Source organism: Staphylococcus sp. SA22, from assembly GCF_054165785.1.
Genome location: NZ_JBSZQY010000012.1, coordinates 58,568 through 76,007 on the forward strand (window position 1 = coordinate 58,568; position 17,440 = coordinate 76,007).

At 33.8% G+C, this 17,440-nt stretch carries 21 protein-coding genes and 1 pseudogene; 8 read left to right on the forward strand and 14 right to left on the reverse strand.

Going from position 1 to position 17,440, the window contains the following annotated elements; all coding sequences use genetic code 11:
- Positions 1 to 84: 84 nt before the first annotated feature.
- From ACXQH5_RS10580 to ACXQH5_RS10590, 3 genes are read right to left on the reverse strand one after another with little or no spacing between them, the layout of a single operon-like run.
- A complete protein-coding gene (locus ACXQH5_RS10580; protein WP_000616227.1) occupies positions 85 to 462 on the reverse strand; it encodes a VOC family protein in 378 nt (125 codons plus the stop codon).
- Between the two features lie 16 nt (positions 463 to 478).
- The gene (locus ACXQH5_RS10585; RefSeq protein ID WP_000651833.1) at positions 479 to 1,300 is read right to left on the reverse strand and encodes an NmrA/HSCARG family protein; all 822 of its coding nucleotides are present in this window, start codon (positions 1,298 to 1,300) and stop codon (positions 479 to 481) included.
- Positions 1,301 to 1,318: 18 nt separating this feature from the next.
- The gene (locus ACXQH5_RS10590) at positions 1,319 to 1,618 is read right to left on the reverse strand and encodes a DUF2316 family protein (RefSeq protein WP_000055856.1); all 300 of its coding nucleotides are present in this window, start codon (positions 1,616 to 1,618) and stop codon (positions 1,319 to 1,321) included.
- A 130-nt stretch (positions 1,619 to 1,748) separates the two neighbouring features.
- On the opposite strand from ACXQH5_RS10590, the gene ACXQH5_RS10595 reads away from it, so the two are divergent.
- The 4 genes from ACXQH5_RS10595 (at position 1,749) to ACXQH5_RS10610 (ending at position 4,961) form a co-directional block, all read left to right on the forward strand.
- On the forward strand, positions 1,749 to 2,306 hold the full coding sequence (locus ACXQH5_RS10595; RefSeq protein WP_001224178.1) for a TetR/AcrR family transcriptional regulator: 558 nt from the start codon (positions 1,749 to 1,751) through the stop codon (positions 2,304 to 2,306).
- Positions 2,299 to 3,003 carry an SDR family NAD(P)-dependent oxidoreductase gene (locus tag ACXQH5_RS10600; protein ID WP_000161830.1) on the forward strand — a complete coding sequence of 235 codons (705 nt, stop codon included), beginning with the start codon at positions 2,299 to 2,301 and terminating at the stop codon, positions 3,001 to 3,003. Before ACXQH5_RS10595 ends, ACXQH5_RS10600 begins: the two co-directional genes overlap by 8 nt.
- 97 nt (positions 3,004 to 3,100) lie before the next feature.
- A complete protein-coding gene (locus tag ACXQH5_RS10605) occupies positions 3,101 to 4,111 on the forward strand; it encodes an amidohydrolase family protein (protein ID WP_000836433.1) in 1,011 nt (336 codons plus the stop codon).
- A 19-nt stretch (positions 4,112 to 4,130) separates the two neighbouring features.
- Positions 4,131 to 4,961, forward strand: coding sequence for an alpha/beta hydrolase (locus ACXQH5_RS10610; RefSeq protein WP_000404213.1), 831 nt, complete (start codon positions 4,131 to 4,133; stop codon positions 4,959 to 4,961).
- Between the two features lie 146 nt (positions 4,962 to 5,107).
- Here ACXQH5_RS10610 and ACXQH5_RS10615 read toward each other — a convergent pair whose 3' ends face one another.
- From ACXQH5_RS10615 to ACXQH5_RS10645, 7 genes are all read right to left on the reverse strand, one after another.
- Positions 5,108 to 5,998, reverse strand: coding sequence for a CobW family GTP-binding protein (locus ACXQH5_RS10615; protein ID WP_000706513.1), 891 nt, complete (start codon positions 5,996 to 5,998; stop codon positions 5,108 to 5,110).
- 99 nt (positions 5,999 to 6,097) lie between these two features.
- Entirely contained in the window at positions 6,098 to 7,438 is a 1,341-nt protein-coding gene (locus ACXQH5_RS10620) for a nucleoside recognition domain-containing protein (protein ID WP_000895203.1), read from the reverse strand.
- Positions 7,432 to 8,538, reverse strand: coding sequence for an NAD(P)/FAD-dependent oxidoreductase (locus ACXQH5_RS10625; protein WP_001163757.1), 1,107 nt, complete (start codon positions 8,536 to 8,538; stop codon positions 7,432 to 7,434). The genes ACXQH5_RS10620 and ACXQH5_RS10625 overlap by 7 nt, the downstream gene beginning before the upstream one ends.
- Before the next feature lie 335 nt (positions 8,539 to 8,873).
- On the reverse strand, positions 8,874 to 9,170 hold the full coding sequence (locus tag ACXQH5_RS10630) for a DUF4176 domain-containing protein (RefSeq protein ID WP_000447706.1): 297 nt from the start codon (positions 9,168 to 9,170) through the stop codon (positions 8,874 to 8,876).
- Positions 9,158 to 9,526 carry a hypothetical protein gene (locus tag ACXQH5_RS10635; RefSeq protein WP_000066370.1) on the reverse strand — a complete coding sequence of 123 codons (369 nt, stop codon included), beginning with the start codon at positions 9,524 to 9,526 and terminating at the stop codon, positions 9,158 to 9,160. The genes ACXQH5_RS10630 and ACXQH5_RS10635 overlap by 13 nt, the downstream gene beginning before the upstream one ends.
- A gap of 14 nt (positions 9,527 to 9,540) precedes the next feature.
- Complete coding sequence (locus ACXQH5_RS10640) at positions 9,541 to 9,819, reverse strand: TIGR04197 family type VII secretion effector (protein ID WP_000987947.1); 279 nt, start codon at positions 9,817 to 9,819, stop codon at positions 9,541 to 9,543.
- Between the two features lie 336 nt (positions 9,820 to 10,155).
- A complete protein-coding gene (locus tag ACXQH5_RS10645) occupies positions 10,156 to 11,022 on the reverse strand; it encodes a fructosamine kinase family protein (RefSeq protein ID WP_001005506.1) in 867 nt (288 codons plus the stop codon).
- Positions 11,023 to 11,239: 217 nt separating this feature from the next.
- Here ACXQH5_RS10645 and ACXQH5_RS10650 point away from each other — a divergent pair, with 217 nt between their 5' ends.
- Positions 11,240 to 12,304 (forward strand): quinone-dependent dihydroorotate dehydrogenase, encoded by a 1,065-nt coding sequence (locus tag ACXQH5_RS10650; protein ID WP_000277419.1) that lies wholly within the window; start codon positions 11,240 to 11,242, stop codon positions 12,302 to 12,304.
- 154 nt (positions 12,305 to 12,458) lie between these two features.
- Complete coding sequence (locus ACXQH5_RS10655; protein ID WP_000159837.1) at positions 12,459 to 12,734, forward strand: hypothetical protein; 276 nt, start codon at positions 12,459 to 12,461, stop codon at positions 12,732 to 12,734.
- Between the two features lie 185 nt (positions 12,735 to 12,919).
- Here the strand turns inward: ACXQH5_RS10655 and ACXQH5_RS10660 are convergent, their stop codons facing one another.
- On the reverse strand, positions 12,920 to 13,642 hold the full coding sequence (locus ACXQH5_RS10660) for an epoxyqueuosine reductase QueH (RefSeq protein WP_000606210.1): 723 nt from the start codon (positions 13,640 to 13,642) through the stop codon (positions 12,920 to 12,922).
- Between the two features lie 353 nt (positions 13,643 to 13,995).
- Between ACXQH5_RS10660 and ACXQH5_RS10665 the strand changes: the two genes are divergently transcribed.
- Positions 13,996 to 14,445 (forward strand): VOC family protein, encoded by a 450-nt coding sequence (locus ACXQH5_RS10665; RefSeq protein ID WP_000125704.1) that lies wholly within the window; start codon positions 13,996 to 13,998, stop codon positions 14,443 to 14,445.
- An 80-nt stretch (positions 14,446 to 14,525) separates the two neighbouring features.
- On the opposite strand, the gene ACXQH5_RS10670 is transcribed toward ACXQH5_RS10665, so the two are convergent.
- The gene (locus tag ACXQH5_RS10670) at positions 14,526 to 15,113 is read right to left on the reverse strand and encodes a TetR/AcrR family transcriptional regulator (protein WP_000151115.1); all 588 of its coding nucleotides are present in this window, start codon (positions 15,111 to 15,113) and stop codon (positions 14,526 to 14,528) included.
- Positions 15,091 to 15,199 (reverse strand): annotated as a pseudogene (locus ACXQH5_RS10675) (hypothetical protein). The gene ACXQH5_RS10670 and the pseudogene ACXQH5_RS10675 overlap by 23 nt, the downstream one beginning before the upstream one ends.
- 56 nt (positions 15,200 to 15,255) lie before the next feature.
- On the opposite strand from ACXQH5_RS10675, the gene ACXQH5_RS10680 reads away from it, so the two are divergent.
- Positions 15,256 to 16,938, forward strand: a complete 1,683-nt coding sequence (locus ACXQH5_RS10680) for a CocE/NonD family hydrolase (protein ID WP_001071592.1) — start codon at positions 15,256 to 15,258, stop codon at positions 16,936 to 16,938.
- 108 nt (positions 16,939 to 17,046) lie between these two features.
- On the opposite strand, the gene ACXQH5_RS10685 is transcribed toward ACXQH5_RS10680, so the two are convergent.
- A partial coding sequence (locus tag ACXQH5_RS10685; protein WP_228766845.1) for an LPXTG cell wall anchor domain-containing protein occupies positions 17,047 to 17,440 on the reverse strand: 394 nt, incomplete at its 5' end.

Sequence of the window (17,440 nt, forward strand, 5' to 3'; positions counted from 1 at the left end):
TGTCGCACCACGTCTCTTACGACATGTGCACATTACGCTCCATCTCTGTATGGGCTTTTTATTTATTCTTTTGAGAATTTCATTTTAGCAGACTAAAAAATTAAAATGGTGTCCATCAAGATCTTTGAACATTGCACCATAAAACCCTTGGCTTACTGTTGGTTCTTGAACGACTGTGCCACCCGCTTCTTTCACTTTATTCACCAACTGGTCAACTTCTTCATTTGTATTCACACCTAAAGAAATCATCACTTCATTTGGTTCAGTATTAAGGCTTTGCTGACTTACATTTTGAAAATGCTTGTTTTCTATTAAAATTACGGTTGTTTGACCTATTTGAATGCCGACCATTTTATCTAACATTTGTGGGTTTCTATTTATTTTAAATCCTAACGCTTTATAAAACTGTGCGCTCTTTTCTAAATCTTGCACATGTAAATTAAACCACATTGATTGAATCATGATTGCACCCCATTCATTACTTATTATAGTCTTGGACTTTAAGCCAATCACTTAATGATAATCTTGTTGGATTTATTTCAGCCATTAATTCAAAGTCTACTTCATAACCTTTTTCTTCCAACCATTGCTTTTCTGCAACACCACTAACAAATTCTCCTTCTATAACAGTCGATTTACCTGTCACTTCACTAAAAATTGTTGCTGCTTCACTTAATGTAACTTCATCGGAACCAATCTCTATTGATTGATGCGTAAAGCTTTGTGGATGTGCAAAAATATACGATGCAATTTTAGCTATATCAATAGAAGAAATCATTGTGAATTTTATATTCGGATTAATAAATTCTGGTAATGTAATACGTTCATCTTCGACTTTAGCAATGCGTAAAAAATTATCCATAAAGAATGATGGTTTGATAATTGTTGCATTTATATTAGATTCCATTAATCTATTTTCTATTTTTGCTAGTACTTCAAAGTGTGGGCCAGTTCGATTTCGATTAACCCCTCCCGCAGTACTATACACAATATGTTGAATATTTTCTTGCTCAGCTATTTCAATTATCTTCATACCTTGTCTTAATTCTTCGTTAACATCATCTTTAACGATTGGCTGAATACTGTATAAGCCATACTTCCCTTTCATCGCTGATTGCAAACTAACATTATCACTCAGATCACCTTCAACGATTGATAAATGCGGATGTCCTATGTCTGAAAGTTTACGATTATTCTTATTTCTAGTTAATGCACTTACATACCATCCATCCTCTAACAACTGTTTTACAACTGCATTACCTTGCTTCCCTGTTGCGCCTATTACTAAAATATCTTTCATTTTAGATCCACTCCCCTTTTATCTTAAAAACCAATAGTCCTCTTTTTCACCTTTTAAATACGTATATGGTTCTGGTGTTTGTCCATTTCCTTTAATATTGTCGTTTATTACATCTCTGACATCCCATACTAAATGAATAAATCGTTGTAATTGATGACTAAAAATGCCTAGTGGCGCTGTCATAGCTAATACTTTTTCCACATCTTCTGTAGTGACATTCAGTTTTTCAGCAATCATTTGAACCGATAAGGTAGATTCTTCAAAATGTGCTTGCAATTCTTCAGCTGTGATGCGTCTTTGCTCTTTATTTAAAGACATTATCAATACTCTTTTCTTTTATGATATTTAATAGTTATTGCAAATTCATTGCTAACTTTCTTAACACGTTTTATAATAAACGGAGAGTTATCCGTTTGTCAATTTTAGAGAACTATAAGTAGGTGGAACAATGCGAAAGGATGCCATAGAGAATAGGCAACGAATTGAAGAAATAGCGCACAAACTTTTTGATGAAGAAGGCGTTGAAAACATTAGTATGAATCGTATTGCTAAAGAACTAGGTATCGGTATGGGGACACTATATCGACATTTTAAAGATAAAAGCGATTTATGCTTCTACGTCATACAAAGAGATCTTAATACTTTTATAACTAGATTTAAACAAATTAAGGATGACTATCATTCTAATTATGAGGTTATGAAAGTATCTTTAGATTATCTTTTACAATTTAAAATCGATAATAAAACACTTCTTCATTGTATTGAAGCTGGCAACAATAAATTACGTTTTTACCAAAGCGCATTTTATCAAGAATTATTTGATTTTTATTATGATTTATTTAAAAGCGATGATGACATTTTCACAAAGTTCAAAACTGATATGCTATTGCAATCATTATCAACTAGTGTATTTGCCTTCCAAATAGAACATCGCCATATTTCAATTGAAGCGTACAGAAATTATTTATTAAACATTTATTTAGATGAGGTGGAACGTAATGACTAAAATTGTGTTAATCACAGGAGGCAATAAAGGGTTAGGCTATGCAAGTGCAGAGGCACTTAAAGCATTGGGTTACAAAGTTTATATAGGTTCTCGTAATGACGTAAGAGGACAACAAGCATCACAAAAATTAGGTGTTCATTATGTACAGTTAGATGTTACAAGTGACTACTCAGTCAAAAATGCTTATAACATGATTGCTGAAAAAGAAGGTCGTCTTGATATCCTCATTAACAATGCAGGTATATCAGGTCAATTTTCAGCACCTTCCAAATTGACGCCTCGTGACGTTGAAGAAGTATATCAAACGAATGTATTTGGTATCGTTCGAATGATGAACACATTCGTCCCTCTCTTAGAAAAATCTGAACAACCTGTTGTCGTCAACGTATCAAGTGGTTTAGGTTCATTTGGAATGGTTACAAACCCCGAAACAGCTGAATCTAAAGTGAATTCATTAGCTTATTGTTCGTCTAAATCGGCAGTAACAATGCTAACATTACAATACGCTAAAGGATTACCTAACATGCAAATCAATGCTGCTGACCCAGGCGCTACCAATACTGATTTAGTTGGTGATTTTAGTAATAATTCCAAACATGTTTCTGAAGGAATCAAGCCAATCATTCAATTAGCAACGATTGGTGTAGATGGCCCAACAGGTACATTTATTAATGGCGATGGAGAAATGCCTTGGTAGATCAATTTTATGTTACAAACATTGAAATTAGAGGTATATAAAAAATGTTTCTGCAATAGATGCAATAAACATACAAATTACTTTGGAGGCGAATCAAATGAAAAGTATCACGTTTGAAGAACATTATGTCATTGAAGATATTCAAAAAGAAACGATGAATGCGATGTCAGCAGATCCTAAAGGTGTACCGATGAAAATAATGTTAGAAGGCCTTGAAAAAAAGACAGGTTTTACAAATGCCGACGAATTATCACATCATGATGAACGTATCCAATTTATGAATAATCAAGACGTTCAAATTCAAGTCTTATCTTATGGAAATGGGTCTCCTTCAAATTTAGTTGGTCAGAAAGCCATTGAATTATGTCAAAAAGCAAATGATCAATTGGCAAACTATATTGCACAATATCCCAATCGCTTTGTAGGCTTTGCAACTTTACCTATCAATGAGCCTGAAGCCGCAGCGCGAGAATTCGAACGTTGCATCAATGATTTAGGATTCAAAGGTGCGCTCATTATGGGACGTGCACAAGATGGTTTTCTTGATCAAGACAAATATGACATTATTTTCAAAACAGCTGAAAATTTAGACGTACCGATTTATCTACATCCCGCGCCAGTTAATAGTGACATTTATCAATCATACTATAAAGGAAATTATCCTGAAGTAACTGCGGCAACATTTGCTTGTTTTGGTTATGGTTGGCACATTGATGTCGGTATTCATGCAATACATCTAGTATTATCTGGCATTTTTGATCGTTATCCAAAGTTAAATATGATTATTGGACATTGGGGTGAGTTTATCCCCTTCTTCTTAGAACGTATGGATGAAGCTTTATTCGCTGAACATTTGAACCACCCTGTAAGCTATTACTTTAAAAATAATTTTTATATCACACCGAGTGGCATGTTAACGAAGCCACAGTTTGATTTAGTCAAGAAAGAAGTAGGTATTGATAGAATTCTTTATGCTGCTGATTATCCATATATTGAGCCTGAAAAATTAGGTGTGTTTTTAGATGAACTGGGTTTAACAGATGAAGAAAAAGAGAAAATAAGTTATACAAATGGTGCTAAATTATTAGGTTTATCATCTAACAATTAACAAATGGAGGTCATTGAATATGGAGATTTTAGAATTACAAGGCGCTAAATTACGATACCACCAAGTCGGACAAGGACCCGTGCTCATCTTTATTCCTGGTGCAAACGGTACCGGAGACATTTTTCTGCCTCTTGCAGAACAGTTAAAAGACCATTTTACTGTTGTAGCCGTTGATCGTCGTGATTATGGAGAAAGCGAGTTAACTGAACCACTCCCTGATTCCGCTTCAAATCCTGACAGTGATTATCGTGTCAAACGCGACGCACAGGACATTGCCGAACTTGCAAAGTCATTAAGTGATGAACCTGTCTATATATTAGGTTCAAGTTCAGGTTCAATCGTTGCGATGCATGTGTTAAAAGATTACCCTGAAGTCGTTAAAAAGATTGCATTTCATGAACCACCAATTAACACATTTTTACCAGACAGTACTTATTGGAAAGATAAAAATGATGACATTGTGCATCAAATTTTAACAGAAGGCTTAGAAAAAGGCATGAAAACATTTGGCGAAACATTAAATATCGCACCAATTGATGCAAAAATGATGTCTCAACCTGCTGATACTGAAGAAGGACGTATAGAACAGTACAAACGTACGATGTTCTGGTCAGAATTTGAAATTAGACAATATACGCATTCAGATATTACTTTGGATGATTTCACAAAATACAGCGATAAAATCACCCTACTAAATGGGACAGATTCTAGAGGATCCTTCCCACAAGATGTTAACTTTTATATAAATAAAGAAACTGGCATACCTATTGTAGATATTCCAGGTGGTCACTTAGGTTATATTCAAAAACCTGAAGGCTTTGCTGACGTATTATTAAATATGTGGGGTTAATCTATCGTTCTCTAATAAAACAGCTTGGACAGTTTTCAAATTATATTTGATGGCTGACCAAGCTTATTTTTGTTTACGTTTAAACGTTCAAATCAACTCGTTATTATACATGAAAGTATGTTAACCATTCTCTTCCACTGAAAACACTACTGTTCCAAACATTGATAGTCTTCTTTTGAAATACCCTTTCCGATAAGCACCAAATATTCTGGCACTTTTTTTGAAAATGCTACAGGTGTTAATTCATATTGTCCTTGTGTAAATTGAATGAGATACGTATGTGTGGTGTCTTCAAATGTCATAAACCCTTTCAACCTATAAATATGAGACGGAAGGCATGCTAAACGTTTTATAAACTGTGCTTTAGTACATTTGACTGGTGATTGCACAAATTGATGATTAATCATTTGATGTAACGACTTATGTTTATCGTCAGAAGTAGCTGTCATTTGTCTAACTGATATTGGCAAAGTGACGCTGCCATGCATACCGACTTGTATATCTGCCTCTGGGTTAATAACTTCTAAATCTTTCAATAGTTTGCTCGTCGTTTCAACATCTGCTGAATCTATTTTATTAACAAATAAGACAGAACAATATGCTAATTGCTCATAAAATAAGCCTTGGATGTCTTTAGGGAATGATTTAATGTGTTTATACATGCTTGCGTCTATTACACCAATCATATGTGTAATTGTTGTAAACGGAGCTAAAATAGGCGTTAAACAAGCATCTAAGACAGAGACCGGTTCTGCAATCCCACTACATTCAATAAATACAATGTCTGGTTGCTCTTTTAAATATAATTGATGTAACTGTTCTGATACATCTGCTTTCATTGCACAACAGATACACCCCTCTGTCAGTTCACTTAAAGGTATGTCTTCAGATACTAAGGCACCATCAACACTCATTTTGCCAAATTCATTCATGATAACTGCCGGTTTCAGCGACTCCTTTAATGATTCAGCGAGCAAATGATTTAAGACAGTCGTTTTACCGCCACCTAAAAACCCACCTATAATAACTATTTTCATCTGCGACTCTCCTCTTATACTTCATATGAATAGAATATTCCAAGATAGCTTTCCTATTTACTGACATGACTCTATATTCAGTTATAGTTCATTTCTTTTTTAAATAATCAGCATTACTATTTTAACAATGATGCCTACACCAATAACTAAAGACAAGGATGTCACCATTTGCTTTCCAATTAATTTTAGTGCTGACTGACCACCTAAATGCTTCAAAAGCATCGTCATTGTGACCGAGCACGCTGTAAATGTTGAACTAAAAAACACAAGTAGTAGTAACTGTGTTGCTGTCATTCCTTGTAATAAGGCGCCCTGATGCAAATTAAACAAGAGCATGCCGTCTTTTCGAATCATTGAAAATAAAATCCCTGGTGACAATTCTGACGAGATGCCTAATAACGATAATATAGGTGTAAATATTTGTGATAAAACATTCAAAATTGGCGTTAGTGATAAAATACTAACAATAAGACAGATTGTGATAAAAATAGGTAGCGCTTGAACGATAAACATTTGTATATTTTGCCACATTTGTAGCAACATTTGACGTATATTTGGCACATGTAATTGCCTATCATAAGGTAGCGGAACGCTAAGTTGTTGATCATTCTTTTTCAACCATATCCTATTATGTAAGATGCCACCTAAAAGCACTAATATTAAGTACGGCATAAATAGCCATGACTTTCCAGCTACACTAAAAATAGATAATGTCGCACCTATTTGATAACTACAAGAACTACCAAAGCTTATTAAACTCATACACTGTGTCTTCGTGCAGGTATGGCATTGGTGTGCTGCTTGTGAAATAGCTGCTGCATTACATCCAAATCCTTCTAATAGTGGCACGATATCATTACCTTGTAATCCTATCCGTAACATTGAAGGTTCAATTGCCCATATCATCCATGATTTAAGTCCTGTTTGATCAATTACAGCAGTTGATAAGCTGATCAATATTACGACCGGCAATGCCCATACGAGCGAATATGTTCCAAGTGATAGCACACCATAATCACCAAATAATATATGCTGTAATATATCTTGATTGAGCAATGTTGTTTGAGTTAAATATTCTATCCATGCTGATACATACTGATTTTGAAACCAATCTGAAAATTGATAAGCGATACCGATTGGTAATGCAAACATTAAAAATATCAACAACCAGGCTAAAAATGTCGCACTTATTTTAGGTCTTAAATGTCGTCGCTCATGTTGAAATAGTGTCAATTGTTCTATCACATGTTCGCTCGCTATAGGCGAAGAAACTACACTTTCTGCCAATGAAATATCTAATTTCTGTTTTATGATTAATAATCTTAATTTCGCTTTTTCTGTTGCGGTAAGTTTATCCGCATGACTAATAACCAAATAATGAGGTTCATTAGGTATGGGCGTATAATGCCCCGTTCTCATATCATATTTCACTTCTAACATGTGCATGACACTTCACAACATGAATAATCATCTAAATACATTTGATTTTTTTGGTAATTTTCAATGACATCTTGTTTAGCTGGTAAGCCTTCCCGCTGTGTTAAAAGATGTGCAAGTACTGCAAATCGCGCTCTGAATTTATAGATATAGCATAATTTGGCATTATCATTTTCAACTGTTGCACCAATCATAAAAATATTCGGATAACGTGTCGATTCATCATGTGTTGTTAATTTAATATCTTGATTTGTTGTCGCAAATAATTGTTGAACGATTGGATTTTTTGTTGCATCAAAGCCAGTTGCTAGTATTGGTTCATGAGGCGTATGCACACTTTGTCCGCTATCAAAACTGATATGATACTGTCCGTTGTTAAAATCAATATCTTTAACTGTATAATGTACATTCATTTCAATGCGAGCACCTTGCTTAATGACATTACCTAGTCGCTGACGTGTATAAGGTGACAATCTAACACTAGGATCAGCATCCGGATCATTTAAACCGGTTGTGCTAGTATAAAGTGCGATGTCAGAGCCATTTTTTGCAAGTTGATATGCAGCATCAAAACCACTTTCATTACCTCCGATAACCACATATTGTCCCTTATTAAAGTTATCAAAGTCTTCAATTTCACTATAATGAATACCATATTTAAATGGCTTTTTAGGGAAATTATAATCACCTGTTGCGACAAAGATATAATCCGCGTGATATGTCTCTGTTGTCGTTGCAATCGTATAATATGCATCATCTACAGATATATTTGTGACAACTGTATTTTCAAAAATATTCAGCTCGTAATGGTTGGCAACCACTTGTAAATATTCAGCATATGTTTCTCCGGAAATATGTTCTTCATTAAATGTAAATGCTGGCGAAGTATCCATGGAAATTGCATTCATATCAGGCATGCCAAATCCATTAGACGTAAATGATGGCGTAATCGTACGGGTCGATTTCGGCCAATGTTTAAATGAATGGCCTACTGTTCCTTTTTCTAAAATAATGACATCTGTTATACCGAAATCTTTTAAGGTAATGGCCATACCTATACCTGCAGCACCGGCACCGATAATAGCCACTTTATGATGTTGCATATTAACACTCCCTCAATGATCTATTTCAAGTTATTGTTTTTGATTTTAAATCGTAATAATTACGATTTATAAAGTATAGACCTATCCTTGAGAAATTTCAATATTAAAAGAAAAACTTCCGTTATTGTAGAGAATTCATCTACATTTCGGAAGTTGGTATGTGTCTTTTTTATTAAATTTAAAGATGCTACGGTTAGTTCAAATGATTGCGATAGACATTCAATGGTTGTCATCCAGCCTCAGTACTTGGAGATAACATTTTGGCGGTGAGACATAAATCATATTTTTACAAAATTTATTTCGTCGTCCCACCACAATAAAGAAAAAGTATTTCTTTATTGTGGTGTAACTTCTCCACGTTGAATTTCACTATCCAAATTTTGTTTCATATTATCAAACAACTCTTGAAATCTAACCTCATCTTGATCAGAATAACCTTTAAAAATAACTGAATCTATATTTTCCTCGTTAAAATAATAAATTTCATCTTCCACAACACCAATCGGATATTTACATGCAGAATAGTCAAACATATACTTTTGATTTTCAATTTCTACAATTGGTCCTCTATTAATAATCATTAACTTTTGCGAACCTTCTTTTAAATAAATAATGCTTCCTATTGTTTCCATTTATTTTCCTCCTTTGTCACCGTCTCGATTTCGATATTCCTTCGCATTTCCAAGTCAATCATCTCTTCTTCCGCTTTACGAATGCCATGTTGAATTTGCTGTTGCTGCTCGTATAACGCTTCCGTTGAACGTCGTTTCGCAAAATGAAATTCATCGCGGAACTGTTCCATACGACTAGCCATATTGCTACTATAATAACGCTCACTTAAATGTTGATATAATTGATCTATCGAATGATTAAGCGCATCACTTTCATCTATCAATGCTTTAACCTCTTGCTTTTCATCATATAAGTCATCCATTTGCTTATGTTTCGTTGTGATCATTTTATTGATTCCATCAAGTTTATTCGACATCATTTCACCACGTTTTAATTTTTACCAATTTCATTACCAATCATTACGTCAGTTTGGTCAAAAGCCTCACCAACTTTTTGTATATTATCGCTCGCAGTTCGTATTGCTTCAGCAACAGATTGATTCTTACTAATCAAATCATCTATCACACTATGAGCATTATTATTTCCACTTACTGTTGTACTTTCATCTTTATCCGGTTTCGAAACATTATTACATGTTTCAACAGCGCTTTTAATAGATGATGATGCACTATTGGTCTTAAAAATATCACTTTGAACTGTACTCATCATTTACACCTCTTCCCATTTAAATTATTTTAAAATTATTAGAAACTGTATCAATATATGATATTCAAACATTCAATAATACTTAAATATTGTTTTGTGATTATATTCAAAATTATTGTATCAATAAATATGTATCATTCCTAGAATTTTATTGAACAAAAAGTTAGAAAATCACTTTTATTGTGACTCAATCTTATTTTGCATTATAGAAATTAACAATAGAGATTAAAATTTTATTTTCCAACAATAAAAAAGCACAAATATTTTTATTGAGGCAGCTGAAGGCCTTCTCATTGTAAAAATATCTGTGCATATTATTATCTTAATCTAACTTAATAACTAACCTGTTGTATCTTGTAAAATCTTATCCATAGAATGCGCAACACTATCACGGTACATCTCCCCAAATTTCAATAAATGCACCATCAATAAATATAAACGATAAAATTCAAGTCTATAGGATGCACCTTTTGCGAGTGGATAATGTTTATTATATGCATCATAAAATTCGCTCGTAAAACCACCAAATACCGTTGTAATACCGATATCAAATTCTCTGTCACCATATAATGGTGCTGGATCAAATAACGCCGGACGACCATCTTGTAAGAACATATAATTACCACCCCATAGGTCACCATGTAATAAAGACGGTTTACTTTGATGCTTTTCTAATTCCGCCACAATTTGACGTCGCACTTTGTCATATACTTTGATATCGTTGGCATCCCATAGCCCTCTATTTAGCAACTCATCTTTCAAATGGTCCATGCGCTTGTCGACAAAAATGGTACACCAATCGTCTTGCCAATGATTATCAAAAGAAATATCGCCACCTTCATAAGGTAATGAGAAGCCAAATTTGCCTTCTTCTTGTTGCTGACTGTGTAATTGAGCTACGAGTTGCCCTAATTGGCGTTGACTCCCTGAAGACCCTTCTTCTAAATACGTCATCACTAAATACGCATCACCGTTAACCTCGCCACTTGCAATTACTCTAGGTGCCTTGATACCTGCACGTTCAAATTCATTTAAACCTGCAATTTCTGCAGCATAGAATGATTCTTTACGTCCACGTTGTACAAGTAAGAAAAATGTATCCGTATCCGTTTCGACTCGATATGCTTCGTTTACATCGCCACCACTCACTGGTGAAATCTCTTTAATATCTTTTAAAGGTAAATGCTCTAACCATTGTTCATTCATACAAACACCTTCCATTACGCTTACTTTATACTATTATATTGCCTAATTAGGATGATTTAATCTCAATTTTATTTATGGTACTTGCGTCAATTTTCAAAACTTTTTAGTTTTAACTAGGAAATTATGTAGGGAAATGCTAGTCTATTAAAAGAATATATTTCACATATATTAAGTTGAGGATAGTAAGCCTCAAATATAATGAAATAGGAGCATACTCATGTACAAATTAATTAAACCTTTCTTATTCAAAATCGAACCCGAAAAAGCACACGGACTAACTATCGATGCATTAAAAACGTTACAAAAATTTCCAGTTTTATTCCCAGTCGTCGATAAACTATTTACTTATAAGAATCCAACGTTATCACAAACGATACAAGGTAATACGTACGACAATCCAATTGGCTTAGCAGCTGGTTTCGACAAATCTTGCGAAGTACCAAAAGCATTGGAACACCTTGGATTCGGTGCTTTAGAATTAGGTGGTATCACACCTAAACCTCAACCGGGTAACCCTCAACCACGCATGTTCAGATTATTAGAAGATGATGCCTTGATAAATCGTATGGGCTTCAATAATATTGGTATGAACAAAGCACTCAGTCATTTGCGTAAAAATGCTTATCAAGTACCTGTTGGTATCAATGTTGGTGTGAATAAAATGACACCTTATGAAGCGCGTTATCAAGATTATATAAAAGTCATTGATACGTTTAAACACGACGTTTCATTTTTCACAGTCAATATCAGTTCTCCAAATACTGAAAACCTTCAAAATTTCCATGATAAAGATGAATTTTCAATGTTATGTCAAGCTTTGACAACATTTAAAAAACAGCACGATGTAACAGTGCCAATTTACTTAAAACTAACGTCTGATATGGATTTCGATGGCTTAAAAGCACTATTACCAGCGATTACTGAGACATTTGACGGTATCATCTTAGCAAACACAACGCGACAACGAGATGGTTTAACTTCTGCTAATAAAGTCGAAGAAGGCGGTTTGAGTGGTCGTCCATTATTTGAACGTAATTTAAAATTGATTAAGTATGCTTATCAGCAAACAAATGGTGAATTTTTAATTATAGGTACAGGCGGCGTATTCAGTACTGAAGATGCAATCAAAATGATGCGTCACGGTGCGTCACTTATTCAAATTTATTCATCACTTGTTATTGAAGGGCCAGGTTTAACTAAGAAAATGAACAAAGGCATCGCACGTTACTTAAAAGATCATCATTTTGACAATGTCAGTGATATTATAGGACTAGATGCCTAATCCAACGTAGGCAAATAACACTTTAAAACTTGCTGAATCGTCTTATTAAAATTATGATATAACTCAAGAAGATATATTTATCACCATTTTTCAAAATAATGGCTTAAATATCACATATCATTAAATATAGCGTTTTATAACGGGGGCGTTTGTTATGACTAAAGAAACAGATAATAAAAAAACAGTAGCGACTTCTGACAACAAAGACACACAGCAACAAAATCAACCTGAAGAAGATGAACGTCAAGGTTTGAATGGTTATCGTAAAACAGATCTTGATTTAGAAATCGAGCAAGAGCTACGTGAAATGATGAAAACAGGAGAAAATGAAACGAAAAATGACTACAAAAAGTTTAAAGTGTTTTCACTTATTTCAACACTTGTCATTGTCATTTTAGCAATTATAAGATTTGTTCATAAAATGATGTAATTAGAGTGAGACATTGTTTTATGTCTCAGGATCCAGTTATTCATTATAGCTACAATATTTACGATTATATAAATAACCCGAGATTTTAGTATGATTCATTTCACTAAAGTCTCGGGTTTCTATTTGATAATTTTTAATAGGTCATGGCTTGTATATGCGCCTGCCTTTTATCTCATTTCCAATGATTAATCTGGATATTGTTCTAAAAATGCTTTCGCTTCTTTATTAACTGTTTTAAAATCAATACCTTGTTGCATCGCTGCAAAGACACATCCACAATAACACTGCCTAAAGATATTATAGTCATTACACATTTCTATGGAACGCTCATAACCTTTACTTTTCTTAAAATCACTTGGCAAATAGTTTACATCGTATATTTTTTGGACATCCATACCAAGTTCATTGATTAATTGTGCGTTCTTTTTAGGTGATAACGTGATTGCACTGCCAAAATAATCATAGCCATGTTCTACAGCTGCTTTCGCTACAATATCCAAACGCATTTCAAAACAAGCGGTACAACGTAAACCGCCTTCTTTTTCATCAGCTAATTCTTTATCCTTCACCATTTTCACAAACTTATGCGGTTCATAAGGTGCTTCAATATACTTCACATTCGCACCAGTCTTGCGATTAAAATCTTCCACAAATTGTTCTTGCACTTTAGCACGTCGTAAGTACTCATTTTTCGGATGAATATTTGAATTCGCGAAATAAATTGCAATGTCTGCATATTGTGTTAAAAACTCTAATGTATATGTACTACAAGGTGCACAACAACTATGCAATAAGATTTTAGGTCTGATTGCTTCTCTTTCCCACTGCCCGATTAATTTCTTCAACACCTTGTCATAATTAATTTTTTGATTTTTCATTTTACTGATAATAGGTTCAGCATTAATCATGATTTAACCTCCCACATTTAATCATTAACTTCTATTATATATGATTCATATTAAATGTCAGTCAAAAAAGTTATAAATTCATTTTAATGCATTTATATTTTGAAAATCCCTTATGTATCTAAAAGCATTTTTTAAACTTGAATTTTAAAACACTAAACAACACATACGTCTCTGTGTCATTTTCATTTTTTGTATGTTATATATATGTTTACTTTATTTAAATCAATTTCATCTTATAAATTATCGTGTATTTTACAAAAGATTGACTTCAATTCATCGTAAAAGTTATACTTTTGCCATTTTTTAATGTAACATGGTGTTAGTAATAAAAATAATACATTGAGGTGTTTTACATGACAGCATTATTCCCTTATATCGCTTTTGAAAATTCAAAAGAAGCCCTTGCATATTACGAAGAAGTATTTGGTGCAACTGACGTTAAACGTTTAGAAGTTGGCGAAGAACAAGCGTCACATTTTGGTATGACTAAGGAAGAAGCGCAAGAAGCAACTATGCATGCTGAATTTGAAGTGCTTGGCGTAAAAGTGCTATGTTCTGATTCTTTTGGTCGCGCTGACAAAATTAATAATGGCATATCATTCTTAATTGATTATGATGTTAACAATAAGGAAGATGCTGATAAAGTTGAAGCATTCTATGAGCAAATTAAAGATCATTCTTCAATTGAAATAGAATTACCGTTTGCTGACCAATTCTGGGGTGGCAAAATGGGCGTCTTTACCGATAAATACGGTGTTCGTTGGATGTTAAATGGTCAAGACTATACTGCAATCCAACAATAATGTTATTGATAAAGATATCATTTAATAAGCTTATGTTATATAGCAAGGCAAGCCACTCTCGATTCATGGCTTGCCTTATTTTATTGTATATTTTTAATTATCGTTGCTGGCCCTTGATTGACAATCGTATTAAAATGCCTTATTAAGTCAACTTTGTCTATACGGTTTGAATCTTCTACCCAATGTCTTATCAAAGACAATCCCGCACCTGAAACATAACTCATGAAATAGGAAAATGGTATACCATTAATTTGATCATTTTCATTTTTATAACGTTGTAAATGACACATAATTAAATCATAAAGTTTTTCGTGGATATTTGAATCTTTACCCATACGAAACATCAATTGATAAAATGCGATGTCTTTTTCTATCATTTCTATTAAAACGGTCATAATTTGATGTATGTTATCCGTGGATAACTTAACTGCTCCATTTAACTTCTCATCATGAATGAAGTCTCTTATTTCCTCCAACTGCTGGTCCTCTAATTTTTCAAGCAAATCATATTTATCATAATAATGCGTATAAAATGTACTACGGTTAACATCAGCTAAATCTGCAATTTGTTGCACAGTAATCTCTTCTAATTGGTGTTGATGTAAAAGTTCAATAAATGCATTTCTCATTGCAACTTGTGATTTTCTAATACGTCGATCTATAGTCATTTATATCAAGTCCTCCCCAATGATTATAAACAATTATAAACGTTATGTTCATTATCCCACAAATCTCCAAGATTGATGATTGGCACACAATGTTTACCTGTTTAATATAGGTGATACAAACAAACAGAAAAAGGTGATAACAATGAACCAACATTTACTAGGAAATCCAAAATTAACTGTCACTCATGTCAATGAAGTGAAAGCCGGTATTAACCACATCGTTGTCGACAGTGTTCAATATGGAAATCAAGAAATGATTATGGAAAAAGATGTCACTGTGGAAATGCGCGATGGCGAAAAATTATATATTAATATTTTCAGACCAAATAAAGATGGCAAATTCCCTGTAGTTATGTCTGCAGATACTTATGGTAAAGATAATAAGCCTAAAATCACCAATATGGGTCCCCTTTGGCCAACATTAGGAGCCATTCCGACATCTAGTTTTACACCTGAAGAATCACCAGACCCAGGATTTTGGGTGCCAAATGATTATGTTGTAGTTAAAGTTGCATTACGCGGTAGTGACAAATCAAAAGGCGTCTTATCTCCATGGTCAAAAAGAGAAGCGGAAGATTATTACGAAGTGATTGAATGGGCAGCAAATCAGTCATGGAGTAATGGAAATATCGGGACAAATGGCGTTTCTTATCTTGCGGTGACTCAATGGTGGGTCGCATCATTAAATCCACCACATTTAAAAGCAATGATTCCTTGGGAAGGCTTAAATGATATGTATAGAGAAGTAACCTTTCACGGAGGTATACCGGATACTGGCTTTTATCGTTTCTGGACTCAAGGTATTTTTGCGAGATGGACAGATAATCCAAATATCGAAGATTTGATTCAAGCACAACAAGAACACCCTCTGTTCGATGATTTTTGGAAACAGCGTCAAGTGCCATTATCACAAATTAAAACACCTCTACTAACATGTGCTAGTTGGTCTACACAAGGTTTGCACAACCGTGGCTCTTTTGAAGGATTTAAACAAGCTGCATCTGAAGAAAAATGGCTATATGTGCATGGACGTAAAGAGTGGGAAAGTTACTACGCTAGAGAAAATCTCGAACGCCAAAAATCATTCTTTGATTTTTACCTTAAAGAAGAAAATAACGATTGGAAAGATACGCCTCATGTCATATATGAAGTTAGAGATCAATTTTATAAAGGCGAATTCAAATCAGCGTCAGCGTTCCCTTTACCTAACACAGAATATACACCATTGTATTTGAATGCTGAAAATCACACATTGAATCATGCAAAGATTAGTAGCGCGCATGTCGCACAATATGACTCTGAAGATAAACGACAAGATGTAAGTTTTAAATATACGTTTGACAAAGATACTGAGTTAGTTGGAAACATGAACTTAAAACTATGGGTAAGCACTACAGACTCAGACGATATGGATTTATTTGCAGGTATTAAAAAGTTAGATCGTCGTGGTAATGAAGTTAACTTCCCTGATTTTAATCATATTGAAAATGGTCAAGTAGCTACTGGTTGGTTACGCGTATCACATCGTGAATTAGATCAAGAAAAATCCACAATTGCGCAACCTTGGCATAAACATGAAACAGAATTAAAGTTGTCACAAGATGAGATTGTACCTGTTGAAATTGAATTGTTACCTTCAGGCACGCTATTTAAACAAGGCGAAACATTGGAAGTTGTTGTAAAAGGTAGTGAAATTGTAATTGGTAATAGTACCCCTGGCATGAAAACACGTTATGAACATGAAGAAACCGTAAATAAAGGCATGCACATGATTTATACTGGTGGTAAATATGATTCACAATTAATCATTCCTATCGTTAATTGATATGCAGCAATTACGGTCGATTTTGATTAAAAGTGACATAGTGATAGGACTGTATAACAAGAGAAGGCCACACGCTTGGAATCTTAAACCAAGGTGTGGCCCTTTTTATTATTGATAGCTATTTAATTTTATAAATCTTGTCACTAAACTTACTACAAGCAATATTAAACCAATAAATAAAGCCATAATTGCTGTATTACTTTCGTTGTTTACTCCTGTTTTTGGTAATTCTTTCAATTGTTGCTTATGTACTGACTTGCTCTTGCTATCCAAATGAATACTTTGTTGTTTAGCCATTTGTTTATTACTTTTTGTGTGAATATCATTTGCTTTAATACTTGGATTTACAGCACTATTATTCGTTGTTCCATTTGCGTTTTTCAACTGATTAATAACATTTGGATCTTTCGTGCCATCTATTAAATGGTTCTGTTGCAAAGTTTTAAATAAAGAATAAAATCCCTTACGGTATCTATGATTTAAGCTGGGATTCCCAATAATA

Bases quoted from the DNA above. Each gene is read 5' to 3' on its own strand.
- ACXQH5_RS10580 (WP_000616227.1), bottom strand. From the start codon at position 462: ATGATTCAATCAATGTGGTTTAATTTACATGTGCAAGATTTAGAAAAG.
- ACXQH5_RS10585 (WP_000651833.1), bottom strand. From the start codon at position 1,300: ATGAAAGATATTTTAGTAATAGGCGCAACAGGGAAGCAAGGTAATGCA.
- ACXQH5_RS10590 (WP_000055856.1), bottom strand. From the start codon at position 1,618: ATGTCTTTAAATAAAGAGCAAAGACGCATCACAGCTGAAGAATTGCAA.
- ACXQH5_RS10595 (WP_001224178.1), top strand. From the start codon at position 1,749: ATGCGAAAGGATGCCATAGAGAATAGGCAACGAATTGAAGAAATAGCG.
- ACXQH5_RS10600 (WP_000161830.1), top strand. From the start codon at position 2,299: ATGACTAAAATTGTGTTAATCACAGGAGGCAATAAAGGGTTAGGCTAT.
- ACXQH5_RS10605 (WP_000836433.1), top strand. From the start codon at position 3,101: ATGAAAAGTATCACGTTTGAAGAACATTATGTCATTGAAGATATTCAA.
- ACXQH5_RS10610 (WP_000404213.1), top strand. From the start codon at position 4,131: ATGGAGATTTTAGAATTACAAGGCGCTAAATTACGATACCACCAAGTC.
- ACXQH5_RS10615 (WP_000706513.1), bottom strand. From the start codon at position 5,998: ATGAAAATAGTTATTATAGGTGGGTTTTTAGGTGGCGGTAAAACGACT.
- ACXQH5_RS10620 (WP_000895203.1), bottom strand. From the start codon at position 7,438: ATGTTAGAAGTGAAATATGATATGAGAACGGGGCATTATACGCCCATA.
- ACXQH5_RS10625 (WP_001163757.1), bottom strand. From the start codon at position 8,538: ATGCAACATCATAAAGTGGCTATTATCGGTGCCGGTGCTGCAGGTATA.
- ACXQH5_RS10630 (WP_000447706.1), bottom strand. From the start codon at position 9,170: ATGGAAACAATAGGAAGCATTATTTATTTAAAAGAAGGTTCGCAAAAG.
- ACXQH5_RS10635 (WP_000066370.1), bottom strand. From the start codon at position 9,526: ATGTCGAATAAACTTGATGGAATCAATAAAATGATCACAACGAAACAT.
- ACXQH5_RS10640 (WP_000987947.1), bottom strand. From the start codon at position 9,819: ATGATGAGTACAGTTCAAAGTGATATTTTTAAGACCAATAGTGCATCA.
- ACXQH5_RS10645 (WP_001005506.1), bottom strand. From the start codon at position 11,022: ATGAATGAACAATGGTTAGAGCATTTACCTTTAAAAGATATTAAAGAG.
- ACXQH5_RS10650 (WP_000277419.1), top strand. From the start codon at position 11,240: ATGTACAAATTAATTAAACCTTTCTTATTCAAAATCGAACCCGAAAAA.
- ACXQH5_RS10655 (WP_000159837.1), top strand. From the start codon at position 12,459: ATGACTAAAGAAACAGATAATAAAAAAACAGTAGCGACTTCTGACAAC.
- ACXQH5_RS10660 (WP_000606210.1), bottom strand. From the start codon at position 13,642: ATGATTAATGCTGAACCTATTATCAGTAAAATGAAAAATCAAAAAATT.
- ACXQH5_RS10665 (WP_000125704.1), top strand. From the start codon at position 13,996: ATGACAGCATTATTCCCTTATATCGCTTTTGAAAATTCAAAAGAAGCC.
- ACXQH5_RS10670 (WP_000151115.1), bottom strand. From the start codon at position 15,113: ATGACTATAGATCGACGTATTAGAAAATCACAAGTTGCAATGAGAAAT.
- ACXQH5_RS10680 (WP_001071592.1), top strand. From the start codon at position 15,256: ATGAACCAACATTTACTAGGAAATCCAAAATTAACTGTCACTCATGTC.